This is a genomic window from Streptomyces sp. CA-210063, assembly GCF_024612015.1.
GTDB lineage: Bacteria > Actinomycetota > Actinomycetes > Streptomycetales > Streptomycetaceae > Streptomyces.
Genome location: NZ_CP102512.1, coordinates 1,006,519 through 1,019,503, shown reverse-complemented (window position 1 = coordinate 1,019,503; position 12,985 = coordinate 1,006,519). Strand labels below are relative to the sequence as shown.

The following is a 12,985-nucleotide window of genomic DNA, read 5'->3' as shown; positions in this document are numbered from 1 at the left end:
GCTGGGAGCCCCTTGCGGGCCACTGCCTTCCCCTCAGGCGCCCAGCAGGCGCCCGGTGATCTCCGCGGCCGTGCCGGCGGCGAGGTCGCCCCACTCGGGCACCCGGTCCTCGTCGTACCGGGAGTCGGGCATCGAGATGGCCACGGCGGCCAGCGGTGTCCCGCTCTCGTCGAGCACGGGTGCGGCGAGGGCGCACACGCCCGGCCGGTACTGGTTCCGGTTGATCGCGTAGCCGTCGGCGCGGATCCGGTCCAGGTCGGCGCGCAGTTCGTCGGGGTCGGCGGGGGTCGTGTCGCTGAAGCGCTCCAGTCCCCGCGTGATGAGTTCCTCGACGTCCCGCTTCGGAAGGTGGGCGAGGATCGCACGTCCGGCGGCGGTGGCGTGCAGGGGTGAGGTGTCGCCGATGGTGTGGAAGGTCCGTACGGGGTGGTCGCAGTCGACGCGGTCCACCACGACCACACACTGCAGTGCGTCGGGCACCGACAGGTGGATGGTCTCGTTCACGGTGTCCCGGAGTCGGATCATGGGTTCGCGGGCGGCGGCGAACAGGCTGGAGCCCTGGAGGGCGGCGGGTCGAACGGCCAGGACGCGGGCGCCGATCTCCCAGCGGGTGGTGTCCTTGCGGTTCGCGCGCAGCCAGCCCGCCTCGGCCAGTGTGACCAGGGTGCGCTGCACGGTCGACTTCGGGAGACCGAAGAGCTTCGTCAACTCCCCGACGGTGACCGGCTGATGCTGGGCGACCGCCTCCAGGATCCGCAGAGACCTGGTGACGCTCTTCATTTCCATCCGGTTTCCCCCTGTTAATCCTCGGAATTTCCGATGAACACCCTCTTGACTCGCCTCCGAGCCACTGTCATTCTCTGTGCCAGATTCTAGCACAGCGTTCCACAATGTGGCACGGCCCAGCGGGAAGATCCCGGAGACGCGGGCCGGCACCGCGATACACGGTGGCTGTGAGCCGTGGGCCCGCAGGAGGGCCCGGCCCCCGTTCAAACCACCTCGAATCGACCAGCCTCGCGTCGGGCGCCCAGCATGCGCCTCGGCGATACGAAAGGAAAGTCCTGTGTCAGCTGCCAGGAAGCGCGTCGCCGTCGTCGGCGTCGGAACGATGGGCAGCCAGGCCGCCTGGCGGCTGGCGGCCCGGGGCGCCGAGGTCGTCGGGTACGACCGGTTCGCCCCCGGCCACGACCGCGGTGCCGCCGGCGGCGAGACCCGGATCTTCCGCAGTGCGCACTTCGAGGACTCCCGGTACGTCCCGCTGCTCCAGCACGCCGACGGCCTGTGGGAGCGGCTTCAGCAGGAGACCGGCCGTGAGCTGCGCCGACTGACCGGGTGTCTGCTGATGGGGCCGACCGGGCACCAGCAGATGGCCACCGTCCTGGAGTCCATCGCGGAGCACGGCCTCGACCACGAGGTGCTTGACGCCGAGCTTCTGGCGAAACGATTCTCCCACTATCGGATCGAGGACGGCGACGTGGCCGTGCTCGACCGCCGCGCCGGTTTCATCCGCCCGGAGCTGACCATCCAGACCGCCGCCCGCCGCGCCGAGCAGCTGGGTGCCGTCATCCACCGCTACAGCACGGTCCGCGAGATCGTCCCCGTCGCGGGCGGCGTCGAGATCCGCACCGACTCCGGCAGCGAGCGCTTCGACACCGTCGTCGTCACTCCCGGCCCCTGGGTCAACGACTTGCTTCCCGACCTGCCGTGGGAGGTGGACGTCCGCCGCCTCGTCAGTGCCTGGTACGTGCCCACCACCCCCGACGCCTGGTTCGGCGAGGAGCGCCCTGCGTTCATCCGTACCGCGCCCACCCACTGCTACGGCCTGCCCTCCCCGGACGGCGTCTCCGTCAAGCTCGGCCTGTCCCGCGCCCTGCACCGGCCCGCGGGCGACCCCAACCAGCTGGATCGGACCGTACAGCCCGAAGAGCTGGACATCTTCTCCGAGTTGATCGCGCGTTACCTGCCGGACCTGCACCCGGACCCGACCCGGCTCTCCGTCTATATGGAGGGCTACACCGAAAGCAGCCGCCCCCTGGTCGGCCCCCTGCCCGGCGCCGAGAACGTCATCCTGCTCGCCGGCTTCTCCGGCCACGGCTTCAAGCTCTCGCCCGCCTTCGGCGACATCGCCGCCGACCTCGCGCTGGACGGCACCTCGCCCCAGCCCATCGACTTCCTCTCCACCGTCGGCCGTACGGAGGCATGACCATGAACGACGCCACCCTCTTGGTCGGTTCCCTGCACGCGCAGTCCGGCACCAAGGCCCGCGGCACCGTCAGGGCCGACCTCGGCACCCTCACCGTCGACATTCCGCTGACCCTGGTCAACGGCTCCCGCCCCGGACCCCGGGTCGTCATCACCGCCGGTGTGCACGGCGGCGAGTTCACGCCCATCGACGCGGTCGTACGACTGGCGGACAGGCTGGACCCCGCCGAGGTGCACGGCCAGGTGATCATCTGCCCCGTCGCCAACCCTCCCGCCGTGTACCAGGGCCGCCTCAACGTCTCCCCGGTCGACGGCGTGAACCTCAACCGCGTCTTCCCCGGCGATCCGGCCGGCGGCCCCACCGAACGGCTGGCCGCCTGGCTCTTCACCCACCTGGTCGACGCCGCCGACGTCTACGTCGACCTGCACTGCGGCGGCATCGACCAGGTCCTGCGGGACTTCGTCGGCTACCGCCTCACCGGTGACCCGGACCTCGACAAGGCCACGGCCGAACTGGCAGGCTCCTTCGGTATCGAGGACGTCGTCCTCGGACCGAAGGCCGACGGCGGCAACAGCCACGCGGCCGCCGCCCGCCGGGGCATCTCGGCGGTCCTCGTCGAGGTGGGCTCACTCGGGCAGCGGGACGAGCCCACGGCCCTGCGCCGCGTCGACGGACTCCTCACGGCACTGCGCCACCTGGGCGTCCTCGACCAGGACGGCTCCGCCCCGGCGCCGATCCGCGAGTGGGTCTGGTCCGCCGGTGTCACCGCCGAGGCCACCGGCCTGTGGTACCCGGAGTTCTCCTTCGACGCCGACGTCATCGGCGAAGTGGCTCAGGGCGACATCCTCGGCCGCATCGTCGACCCGGCCGACGGCACGGAGCACACGGTCCACGCCCCGGCCGGCGGACGGATCTTCTACGGCATGCACGGCCTCACCGTCGCCCCCGGCGCCGAGCTCGCCGCCCTCGCCGTGCCGTGGGACCCCGACACGGCCGCGCGCCCCGACACCCTCCGGACCCCTGGCGCGGGCCACGGATCCGACGAGGCGGCCCCCCGCCCGTAGCACCCCGACCCCTGCTCGTAGCGCGCCCCACCCCCCTGCTCGTAGCGCGCCCCACCCCCCCTGCTCGCAGCGCGCCCCACACCCCCCTGCTCGTAGCGCCCCACCCCCTGCCCCCCTTCCCAGCAGCACCACCCAGGAGGCACACCATGAGAGACGCCCGGATCGACCGTCGGCTCTTCCTGCGCGGAGTCGGCGGAGCCACGGCGGGTCTCGCCGCCGCGTCCGCCCTCAGCGCCTGCGGCACCGGCACCAGCCGGTCCGTCGCCGACGGCAGTGGCAAGAACTCCAAGACGCTCGTCGTCCGCAACAGCGGTGGCACCTACGGAGACGCCAACCAGAAGGCGGTCTACGACGCGTTCACCAAGGAGACCGGCGTCCAGATCAAGGTGGTGAACATCGCGTACGCCCAGCTGCTCGCCCAGATCAAGCAGGGCCGCCCGCAGTTCGACCTGATCGACACCTCCATGGCCGACATCGTGCGCTTCAAGGACGAGGACGCCACCGAGGAACTCGACTACGACCGGCTGAAGAGCACCAAGAACACGGGCATCGCCGACTCCCTGATGACGACCCACGGCGTCGGCAAGAACTACTGGGCCAGCGTCATGGCGTACCGCACCGACGCCTTCGACGGGAAGAAGCCCGAGAGCTGGGCGGACTTCTGGGACACCAAGGCGTTCTCCGGCAGCCGCGCCCTCCAGGCCCGCGACGCCGACCTGCCCGAGCTGGAGTTCGCCCTCCTCGCCGACGGTGTGCCCCTGGACAAGCTGTATCCCCTCGACGTGGACCGGGCCTTCAGGTCCCTCGACAGCATCAAGGGATCCGTCCGTAAGTACTGGGACACCGGTGCCCTCCCCGGCCTGCTGCTGGGCCGCGAGGAGGTCGTCGCCACCAGTGTCTGGCACGGCCGTCTCGACGCCCTGATCAAGGGCGGCTCACCGATGGCGTACCAGTGGAACGGCGCCCGCCGGCAGAGCAACGGCTTCTGCGTCCCCAAGGGCGCGGCGAACCCCGACGCCGCCTACCAGCTGATCGACTTCGCGCTGCGGCCCGACATCCAGGCCGCCTACGCCGAGGTGTACCCGATGGCGCCGGTCGTGCCCGCCGCCTACAAGAAGCTGTCCTCGGCCGCCGCCGGCAACCTGGCCAGCTCGCCCGAGCACCTGAAGTCCGGGTTCGACCTGGACGTCGAGTGGTGGATCAAGAACGAGGAAGCCGTGTCCAAGCGCTGGCAGGAGTGGGTCAATGCCTGAGCTGCACCTGAAGTCCCAGCCCCAGTCCTCCCCGGCGGTCTCCCCGCCGCCGGGGACCGGCACCGGAAAACCCCTCTCCGTCACGGACCTGCGCAAGACGTACAGCGGCGTCACCGCCGTCGACTCGGTCTCCATGGAGATCGCGGGCGGCGAGTTCGTCACCTTCCTGGGGTCCTCCGGCTCCGGCAAGACCACCACCCTGATGATGATCGCCGGGTTCTGCGAACCCGACTCCGGCAGCATCGTCGTCGGTGGCCGTGACGTGACCCGGCTCGCCCCGCAGAAGCGCGGCCTCGGCTTCGTCTTCCAGCAGTATCTGCTGTTCCCGCACATGACGGTGTGGGAGAACGTCGCCTTCCCGCTGCAACTGCGCGACATCCCCAAGGCGGAGCTGCGTCGCCGCGTCGGCGAGACGCTGGAGATGGCCGGACTGTCCGCCCTGGCCCGGCGCCGGCCGCGCGAGCTGTCCGGTGGCCAGCAGCAGCGCGTCGCGCTGTGCCGGGCCCTGGTCTACCGGCCCCCGGTGATCCTCATGGACGAGCCGCTGGGCGCCCTCGACAAGAAGCTGCGCGACCAGCTCCAGACCGAGATCAAGCGCATCCAGCAGGAACTCGGGCTGACCGTCATCTATGTGACGCACGATCAGGAGGAGGCGCTGGTCCTGTCCGACCGGATCGCGGTGATGCGGGACGGGCGGATCGATCAGTTCGACACCCCGCGCGAGCTCTTCGAGCGCCCGCGCACCCCGTTCGTCGCCGACTTCCTCGGCGCGGCCAACTTCCTGTCCGGCACCGTGCAGCAGCAGACGTCCGAGCAGACCCTCGTGCGGCTCGACACGGGAGGGCTGCTCAAGGCCCGCCCGCAGTCGGGAGCGGAGGGAGCACGGGTACGGGCCGCGGTGCAGCCCGGCCGGCTCGGGCTGTGCGCACCCGGCGACGGGTTCTGTACCGGGACCGTGGAGACGGTCACCTACGTCGGCACCCTCGTCCGTGTCACCGTCCGCCCGGCGGGCGACGCCGACACGGGCCTCGTACGGCTGGAACTCCCGGCCGGACGCGCCCCCGTCCTCGGCGAGCAGGTCAGCCTGACGGCCCACCCCGACGACGTCAGCCTCTTCGCGGTGGAAGGAGGCGGGTGAGCATGGCCGGATCCCTCCTCGCCCCCGCGCCCCCGGCCCCGGGCCCCGCGACCCCCGCCGCCCGCAAGGGCCGGCTGCACCGGCTGCGCCGCGCGCTGTCCGAGCGTCGCACCCGCTTCGGGCTGCTCAACGCCGCCCCCGTCGTCATCTATCTGCTGGTGCTGTTCGTCTACCCGATCTTCAGCACCCTGCTCCTCAGCTTCAAAGGCGAGGACGGCGGCTGGACGCTGTACTGGTACGCGAACGCCCTCCAGGGCTCCAACCTGGACGTCCTCCTCACCACCCTGCGGATCTCCGCCGAGACCTCGCTGCTGAGCCTGGTCATCGGGTTCCTGCTGGCCGCCGCCGTCTCCCGGCTCAAGCCACTGTGGGCGGGCCTGGTGATGATCATCGTCATCGTGCCGCACTTCATCAGCGCGCTGGTGCGCACCTACGGCTGGATCATCCTGCTCGGTGAACACGGCGTGGTGAACAACGCCCTGACGGACCTCAAGTTCCCCGGCGCACCCTTCCAGTTGCTCTACAACGAGATCGGTGTCGTCATCGGCACCACCTCCGTGATGCTGCCGTACACCGTGCTGCTGCTGTACGCGGTCATGAAGGGCATCGACCGCAGGCTGCCGGCCGCCGCGGCCAGCATGGGCGCGGGACGGCTGACGATCTTCCGCCGGGTCTACCTGCCGATGGTCGCTCCCGGCCTGGTCAACGCGGGCATCCTGTGCTTCATCCTCTGCCTCGGCTACTACCTCACCCCCGCCCTCATGGGCGGCCCGAAGCAGACCATGGTGGCCTCGCTCATCAGTGAGCAGGTGATGAAGCAGAGCCAGTGGAACGGCGCCGCCGCGCTCGGCATCATCCTGCTGGTCCTCACCTTCGCGGGTCTGCTCCTGCTGCGGCTGATCAAGGCCCTGAGCGAGGCCGCGAAGAATCGAGGTATCTCATGATCGCGCTGCGCTCGACCCTGGCCGGGCGGATCTTCCTGACCGCCGCCTCCACGCTGATCCTGCTGTTCCTCGCCCTGCCGATCGTCCTCATCGTCGTCACCTCCTTCGGCAGCGACGCGTTCGGCTCCTTCCCGCCGGACTCCTGGACGCTCAGCTGGTACACGTCGCTGTTCGCCGACGGCAGCAAGTGGCCGGCCGCGCTCTCGCTGAGCGCCCTGGTCGCCTCACTGACCACCGTGTTCTCCCTCGGCCTGGGCATCACGGCGGCGACCGCGCTGGTCCGCAGCAACCTGCCACTGCGCTCGGCGGTCTACGGACTCGTCCTGGCACCCCTGGTGATCCCCCAGGTGGTCGTCGCGCTCGGGCTGTTCCTGCTCTTCGAGCCCGCCGCGATGCTCGGCAGCCCGATCGCCATCGCCCTCGGCCACACCGTGCTCGCCTCACCGATCGCGGTGATGATCCTCATGGCCACGCTGAAGGGCATCGACGAACGGCTGGAGGACGCGGCGGCCAGCATGGGCGCCGGCCGCCTGACCGTCGCCCGGCGCATCACACTCCCGCTGGCCATGCCCGGCCTGATCGCCGCCGCGATCTTCTCGTTCATCACCAGCTTCGACGAGTTCTTCATCTCCATGTTCCTGTCCTCGGTGGACACCGTGACCCTGCCGGTCCAGGTGTTCAACGTCCTCCAGTTCGATGTCGACCCGTCGGTGACGGCCGTCAGCGCGGTGCTCATCGCGGTCGCCGTCCAGGCCCTCGCCCTGGTCGCCGCGGTACGCAGGCTCGGCGGCGCCGGCAAGCAGGACGGTCTGCTGCCGACGGAGCCCGCCATGGGCCTGTCCACCGGGAGTGACCCCGAATGACCACCAGCACCCGCACCCCGGCCGGTGAACTGTCCGCCACCGCGGCCAGACACCTGCTCCTCAACATGACCCCCAACGGCTCGCTCGGCCCCGAGGGCGAGAACCTCCTCGTCGTCCGGCGGGGGGAGGGCCCGTACGTCGACGACGCCGACGGCAGGCGCTACATCGACGGTCTGTCAGGGCTGTACTGCTGCCAGCTCGGTTACTCCTACGGCCCCGAGTTCGCCGAAGCCGCCGAACGGCAGCTGCGCGAGCTGTGCTACAGCCCGCTGTGGACCTCCTCCGCACACCCGACGGCGATCGAACTCGCCGAACGGCTGGCCCGGATCGCCCCCGTCGACATCGAGCACACCTTCTTCTCCAGTGGCGGCGCCGAAGCCGTCGAGACCGCCTGGAAGATCGCCCGCCGCTACCACGCCCTGCGCGGGGAGCCGGGCCGGGTGAAGGCGATCGCCCGGCGCGGCGCCTACCACGGTCTGACCATCGGCACCCTGTCGCTCACCGACGACCCCGGGCTGACGGAGCCGTACGGCCCGCCGGCGATCGAGACCCGGTTCGTGTCCCACACCAACCGGTTCGGTCTCGCTCCCGAGTACGTCGACGACGAGACGTTCAGCTCCCGCCTGCTCGCCGAGCTGGAGGCCGCGATCCTGGCCGAGGGCCCGGAGACGGTCGCGATGCTGATCGCCGAGCCGGTGCAGAACCGGGGCGGCTGCATCACCCCGCCCCACGGTTACTGGCAGGGCCTGCGGGCGCTGGCCGACCGGTACGGCTTCCTGCTCGTCGCCGACGAGGTGATCACCGCCTTCGGCCGGCTGGGGGAGTGGTTCGGCGGGGACCGCTACGGCGCCCGCCCGGACCTCGTCACCGTCGCCAAGGGCATCACCGCCGGATACGCCCCGATGGGCGCGACTCTGGTCAGTACCGAGGTCGTCGATGTCATCAACCGGCCCGGCGCGGTCCTCAACCACGGCTACACCTTCGCCGGGCATCCGCTGAGCGCGGCCATCGCTCTGCGCAACCTGGAGATCATGGAGCGGGACCGGATCCTGGAGAACGTCCGCGGTCTCCAGGACCACCTGGCGGGCCGGATGGCGTCCCTCGCGGACCTGCCGATCGTCGGCGACGTCCGAGGTGCCGGGTTCTTCTACTCCTGCGAGCTCGTCGGCGACCTCGACGGCGGCGGCTTCAGCGACACCGCCCGCGCCGAGCTGGTCGGCGACCTGATCCCGCGCCGGATGCGCGAGGCGGGCCTGCTGGCCCGCGTCTACAACCGGTCCGCGCCGCTGGTCCAGATCGCGCCCCCGCTGATCAGCGACCGCGCCCTGCTCGACACGATCGCCGACATCCTCGCGCAGACCCTCGCCGAGGCGTCCGCCCGCCTGTGACACCTGCTGTGGAAAGGAACCACATGTACTCCATCGGTCCACTGACCGTCGCCCCCGGCGAACGCGCCCAGGGCCTCATCCCGGTCGGCACCAGCAGCTACGGAGTGGAGCTCGGCATACCTCTGATCGTCGTCAACGGCGTCCAGGACGGCCCGGTCCTGTGCGTGGACGCCGGCGTGCACGGCGACGAGTACGACGGCCAGGAAGCCGTCCGCCGGGTCCTCGCCGAGATCGACCCGGCCACCCTGCGCGGCACCGTCGTCGGCATCCCCTGCCTGAACACCCCGGCCTTCGAGGCGGCGGCCCGCACCAGCGGCCTCGACCACCTCAACCTCAACCGGATCTTCCCGGGCGACGCGGAGGGCTCGTACTCCCAGCGCCTGGCCGCCACCTTCGTCGAGAAGGTCGTCCCCGCCATCGACGCCCTGGTCGACCTGCACACCGGCGGCGCCTACGGCGAGATCGCCCCGCTCGTCATCCTCCAGGGCGGCTACGAGGACCTGGCGACGGACCTCGCCCTCGCCGCCGGGCACGAGCTGGTCTGGAAGGGCGGCAAGTGGGGCGGCACGGTCCGCCACCCCACGCTCGCGGCCGGCAAGCCCGCCATCACCATCGAGGTCGGCGGCGGCACCTACCGCGAGGCCAACGTCGAGACGCACATGAACTCGATCCGCAACGTCCTGCGCCAACTCGGCCTGATCGACGGTGAGGCGGAGCTGCGCGACACCTACACGACCGTCTCCGGCACCTTCGCCCGCTCCGCCTCCGGAGGCTTCTTCGTCGCTCGCGCCGAGCCGGGCGAGACCTGCAAGGAAGGCGACCTGATCGCCACCATCACCGACCACTACGGCAACACCCTGGAGGAGGTCGTCGCCCCGCAGGAGGGCATCGTGCTCTGGGTGCGCCGGATCCGTACGGTCCGTCCGGGCGACGAGGTCGTCATCTTCGGTGAGGTCCAGGGGGAGATCCGGCCATGAGCGGTGAACTGCGGCTGACCGAGCTGCTGATCGACGGCAAGCAGGTGCCCGCCGCCGACGGACGCTCCTTCACGGTCCTCGACCCGTCGGACGGCACGGCCATCGCCCAGGTGGCGCTGGCGGGCAAGGCGGACGTGGACCAGGCGGTGGCGGCGGCCCGCTCGGCCCTCACCTCTCCCGCGTGGGCCCGTATGCGGGCGGCCGACCGGGGCCGGGTCCTGTACCGGATCGCGGAGGCCATCCGCTACCAGGGCGAACGGCTGGCCCGCCTGGAGAGCCAGGACGTCGGCAAGCCGCTCCGCCAGGCCAAGGCCGATGTCGAGGCGGCGGCCCGCTACTTCGAGTTCTACGCGGGCGTCGCCGACAAGCTCGGCGGCACGACGATCCCCCTCGGGCCCGGCCTGATCGACTACACGGTCCGTGAGCCGATCGGGGTCTCCGGCCAGATCATCCCGTTCAACTACCCGCTCCAGAACACCGCTCGCGGGTCCGCCCCGGCACTGGCGGCGGGCTGCACGGTGGTGCTCAAGCCGTCGCCGGAGGCACCGCTGACCCCGCTGGAGATCGGCAGGATCGCCCTGGAGTGCGGTCTTCCGCCGGGCGTCCTGAACGTCGTCCCCGGCGACGGCGAGACCGGCGCGGCCCTCGCCGGGCACCCGGACATCGACCAGGTCACCTTCACCGGTTCGGTGCCGACCGGCATCAAGGTCGCCCAGGCCGCCGCGGCCAACGTGGTGCCCTCCGTCACCGAGTTGGGCGGCAAGTCCCCGGTCGTGGTCTTCGCCGACGCCGACTTCGACCTGGCGCTGACCGCCGTCGCGGCCTCGGCCTTCGGCAACGCCGGCCAGACCTGCTCGGCCGGCACCCGGCTGCTGCTCCAGCGCGGCGCCGAGGAGTTCCTCGACAAGCTGGTCGCACACGCGGCCTCACTGCGCCTGGGCCCCGGACTCGCGGACCCGGACATCGGTCCGCTGGTCGCCGCCCGGCAGCGCGACCGGGTGCTGGGGTACCTCGAAGTGGCCCGGCAGGAGGGCGCCGTGGCACGGGCCGGTGGCGGTGCGCCGTCCGACCCGGCCCTGGCCGACGGCTACTACGTCGAGCCGACCGTCCTCACCGGTCTGACCAACGACGCCCGGTGCGCCCGCGAGGAGATCTTCGGCCCCGTCATCACCGTCATCGAGTTCGACGACACCGACGAGGCCCTGGACATCGCCAACGACAGCCCGTACGGCCTGGCTTCGTACGTCTGGACGCGCGACATCGACAAGGCGATGCGCCTCGCCGAGGGCATCCGGGCCGGCCAGGTCTACGTCAACGCCACCGGCGTCGGCACCGGCGTCGAACTCCCCTTCGGCGGCTACAAGCACAGCGGCTGGGGCCGGGAGAAGGGCCTCGCGGCACTCGACAGCTACACGCAGACCAAGAACGTCTGCATCGGCTTCGGGAGCCGGTCATGAACGCCTTCAGAGGAGCCCGGTCATGAGGTACCGCGCGCTCGGTGAGCGCGGCCCGACCGTCTCCGTCGTGGGGGTGGGCGGCAACAACTTCGGCTCCCGCCTCGACGAGGACGGCACGAAGGCGGTCGTCCACGCGGCCCTCGACGCCGGGATCACCCTGTTCGACACGGCCGACATGTACGGCGGGTTCGGTGAGAGCGGCACCGGACGCGGTGACGGCGAACGGCTCCTCGGCGCCGCCCTCAAGGGGTACCGCGACGAGGTCGTGCTGGCCACCAAGTTCGGCATGCAGATGGGTCCGGAGGCGGACCCGCACGGCCCGCGCGGCTCCCGCCCCTACATCCGGTACGCCGTCGAGGCGTCGCTGAGCCGCCTGGGCACCGACCGGATCGATCTGTACCAGTACCACGAGCCGGACGGCGTCACCCCGCTGGAGGAGACCGTCGCCGCCCTGCGGGAACTGGTCGACGAGGGCAAGATCGGCCACCTCGGCTGCTCCAACCTCCCGGCCGAGGACCTCAGCGACGCCTTCGTCTCCACCCAGGCCCGCTACCACCTGCTCGACCGCGGTGTGGAGCAGGACCTGGTCCCGGCCTGCCTGCGCCACGGCGTCGCCCTGCTGCCGTACTACCCGCTGGCCAACGGCCTGCTCAGCGGCAAGTACCGGCGCGGCGAGGAGCCCCCGCCCGGCAGCCGCCTGTCCTGGCGGCAGGGCTGGCTCACGGACGCGGCCCTCGACAAGGCCGAGGCGCTCACCGCGTACGGCGCCGAACGCGGCCTGACCCTCCTCCAGGTCGCCGTGGGCGCACTGGCCGCGCTCCCCGCCGTCGGCTCCGTCATCTGCGGCGCCATGACCCCCGAGCAGGTCACCGCCAACGCGGCGGCGGCCGACTGGATCCCCGACGCGGCCGACCTGGCCGCACTCGACGCGATCGTCACCCCCGGCGAACGCGTCGTCTGAAAGCCCCCACCCCGCCCCCTGGAAATCCGGAAACCCGCGAGACTGAGGCGAACACCATGCGAGAGATCGTCACCTTCGACGCCTATGCGACCCTGATCAACTTCGAGCTCGCCCCCACGACCCTGAAGGTCCTCGAGGACCGGCTGGACCTGGACAACCTGGACGTCGACGAGTTCCTCGACGACTTCCGCGTCATGCGCTTCCAGGCCGTCCTGGAGGCCTACCGCCCCTACCACGAGATCCTGCACTCCAGCCTGCGCAACGCCATGCGCCTGCACGGCCTGGAGTACCGCGAGTCCGACGGCGACGCCCTGGTCGAGGCCGTCCCCACCTTCGGTCCCTGGCCGGAGGTCCCGGACGCGCTGCGCGCCCTGAAGACCAAGTACGAGATCGCGATCATCTCCAACACGGACGACAACATGATCGCGCGGAACGTCGAGAACATCGGCGTCGAGTTCGACTACGTCATCACCGCCCAGCAGGCCGGCGCCTACAAGCCGGACCGCCAGACCTTCGAGTACGCCTTCAAGACCATGGGCGTCGAGCCGTCCCAGGTCATCCACACCGCCCAGGGCTGGGAGTACGACCACATCCCGACCCGCGACCTCGGCCTGAAGCGCCGGGTGTGGATCAACCGCTACGGCCGCCCGGGCAGCGCCGACTACCAGCCGTACGACGAGCTGCGGGACCTGTCGGGCCTGCCGAAGCTCCTCGGCTGCTGAACCTTCGTACGGATG

At 71.0% G+C, this 12,985-nt stretch carries 12 protein-coding genes; 11 read left to right on the top strand and 1 reads right to left on the bottom strand.

All coding sequences use genetic code 11. From position 1 onward, the window contains the following. Positions 1-33 precede the first annotated feature (33 nt). Positions 34-780, bottom strand: a complete 747-nt coding sequence (locus JIX56_RS04440) for an IclR family transcriptional regulator (RefSeq protein WP_257550725.1) — start codon at positions 778-780, stop codon at positions 34-36. Positions 781-1,063: 283 nt separating this feature from the next. On the opposite strand from JIX56_RS04440, the gene solA reads away from it, so the two are divergent. From solA to JIX56_RS04385, 11 genes are all read left to right on the top strand, one after another. Continuing rightward, positions 1,064-2,203, top strand: coding sequence for an N-methyl-L-tryptophan oxidase (gene solA / locus JIX56_RS04435; RefSeq protein WP_257537447.1), 1,140 nt, complete (start codon positions 1,064-1,066; stop codon positions 2,201-2,203). A gap of 2 nt (positions 2,204-2,205) precedes the next feature. Continuing rightward, positions 2,206-3,267, top strand: coding sequence for a succinylglutamate desuccinylase/aspartoacylase domain-containing protein (locus JIX56_RS04430; protein ID WP_257537446.1), 1,062 nt, complete (start codon positions 2,206-2,208; stop codon positions 3,265-3,267). Positions 3,268-3,413: 146 nt separating this feature from the next. Continuing rightward, positions 3,414-4,520, top strand: a complete 1,107-nt coding sequence (locus tag JIX56_RS04425) for an ABC transporter substrate-binding protein (protein WP_257537445.1) — start codon at positions 3,414-3,416, stop codon at positions 4,518-4,520. Continuing rightward, positions 4,513-5,658 (top strand): ABC transporter ATP-binding protein, encoded by a 1,146-nt coding sequence (locus JIX56_RS04420; RefSeq protein ID WP_257537444.1) that lies wholly within the window; start codon positions 4,513-4,515, stop codon positions 5,656-5,658. The genes JIX56_RS04425 and JIX56_RS04420 overlap by 8 nt, the downstream gene beginning before the upstream one ends. Positions 5,659-5,660: 2 nt before the next feature. Beyond that, positions 5,661-6,602: an ABC transporter permease gene (locus JIX56_RS04415; RefSeq protein WP_257537443.1), complete on the top strand. Its 942-nt coding sequence runs from the start codon at positions 5,661-5,663 to the stop codon at positions 6,600-6,602. After that, positions 6,599-7,465: an ABC transporter permease gene (locus tag JIX56_RS04410; RefSeq protein ID WP_257537442.1), complete on the top strand. Its 867-nt coding sequence runs from the start codon at positions 6,599-6,601 to the stop codon at positions 7,463-7,465. Before JIX56_RS04415 ends, JIX56_RS04410 begins: the two co-directional genes overlap by 4 nt. After that, positions 7,462-8,853, top strand: a complete 1,392-nt coding sequence (locus tag JIX56_RS04405; RefSeq protein WP_257537441.1) for an aminotransferase class III-fold pyridoxal phosphate-dependent enzyme — start codon at positions 7,462-7,464, stop codon at positions 8,851-8,853. The genes JIX56_RS04410 and JIX56_RS04405 overlap by 4 nt, the downstream gene beginning before the upstream one ends. A gap of 23 nt (positions 8,854-8,876) precedes the next feature. Beyond that, entirely contained in the window at positions 8,877-9,830 is a 954-nt protein-coding gene (locus JIX56_RS04400) for a succinylglutamate desuccinylase/aspartoacylase family protein (protein ID WP_257537440.1), read from the top strand. After that, positions 9,827-11,287 carry an aldehyde dehydrogenase family protein gene (locus JIX56_RS04395; protein ID WP_257537439.1) on the top strand — a complete coding sequence of 487 codons (1,461 nt, stop codon included), beginning with the start codon at positions 9,827-9,829 and terminating at the stop codon, positions 11,285-11,287. Before JIX56_RS04400 ends, JIX56_RS04395 begins: the two co-directional genes overlap by 4 nt. Before the next feature lie 22 nt (positions 11,288-11,309). Next, on the top strand, positions 11,310-12,248 hold the full coding sequence (locus JIX56_RS04390) for an aldo/keto reductase (RefSeq protein WP_257537438.1): 939 nt from the start codon (positions 11,310-11,312) through the stop codon (positions 12,246-12,248). A gap of 56 nt (positions 12,249-12,304) precedes the next feature. Further along, positions 12,305-12,970 carry a haloacid dehalogenase type II gene (locus tag JIX56_RS04385; protein WP_257537437.1) on the top strand — a complete coding sequence of 222 codons (666 nt, stop codon included), beginning with the start codon at positions 12,305-12,307 and terminating at the stop codon, positions 12,968-12,970. Positions 12,971-12,985 lie beyond the last annotated feature (15 nt).

Coding starts and splice junctions, on each gene's coding strand:
- JIX56_RS04440 (WP_257550725.1), bottom strand. CDS start 780: ATGAAGAGCGTCACCAGGTCTCTGCGGATCCTGGAGGCGGTCGCCCAG.
- JIX56_RS04430 (WP_257537446.1), top strand. CDS start 2,206: ATGAACGACGCCACCCTCTTGGTCGGTTCCCTGCACGCGCAGTCCGGC.
- JIX56_RS04425 (WP_257537445.1), top strand. CDS start 3,414: ATGAGAGACGCCCGGATCGACCGTCGGCTCTTCCTGCGCGGAGTCGGC.
- JIX56_RS04420 (WP_257537444.1), top strand. CDS start 4,513: ATGCCTGAGCTGCACCTGAAGTCCCAGCCCCAGTCCTCCCCGGCGGTC.
- JIX56_RS04415 (WP_257537443.1), top strand. CDS start 5,661: ATGGCCGGATCCCTCCTCGCCCCCGCGCCCCCGGCCCCGGGCCCCGCG.
- JIX56_RS04410 (WP_257537442.1), top strand. CDS start 6,599: ATGATCGCGCTGCGCTCGACCCTGGCCGGGCGGATCTTCCTGACCGCC.
- JIX56_RS04405 (WP_257537441.1), top strand. CDS start 7,462: ATGACCACCAGCACCCGCACCCCGGCCGGTGAACTGTCCGCCACCGCG.
- JIX56_RS04400 (WP_257537440.1), top strand. CDS start 8,877: ATGTACTCCATCGGTCCACTGACCGTCGCCCCCGGCGAACGCGCCCAG.
- JIX56_RS04395 (WP_257537439.1), top strand. CDS start 9,827: ATGAGCGGTGAACTGCGGCTGACCGAGCTGCTGATCGACGGCAAGCAG.
- JIX56_RS04390 (WP_257537438.1), top strand. CDS start 11,310: ATGAGGTACCGCGCGCTCGGTGAGCGCGGCCCGACCGTCTCCGTCGTG.
- JIX56_RS04385 (WP_257537437.1), top strand. CDS start 12,305: ATGCGAGAGATCGTCACCTTCGACGCCTATGCGACCCTGATCAACTTC.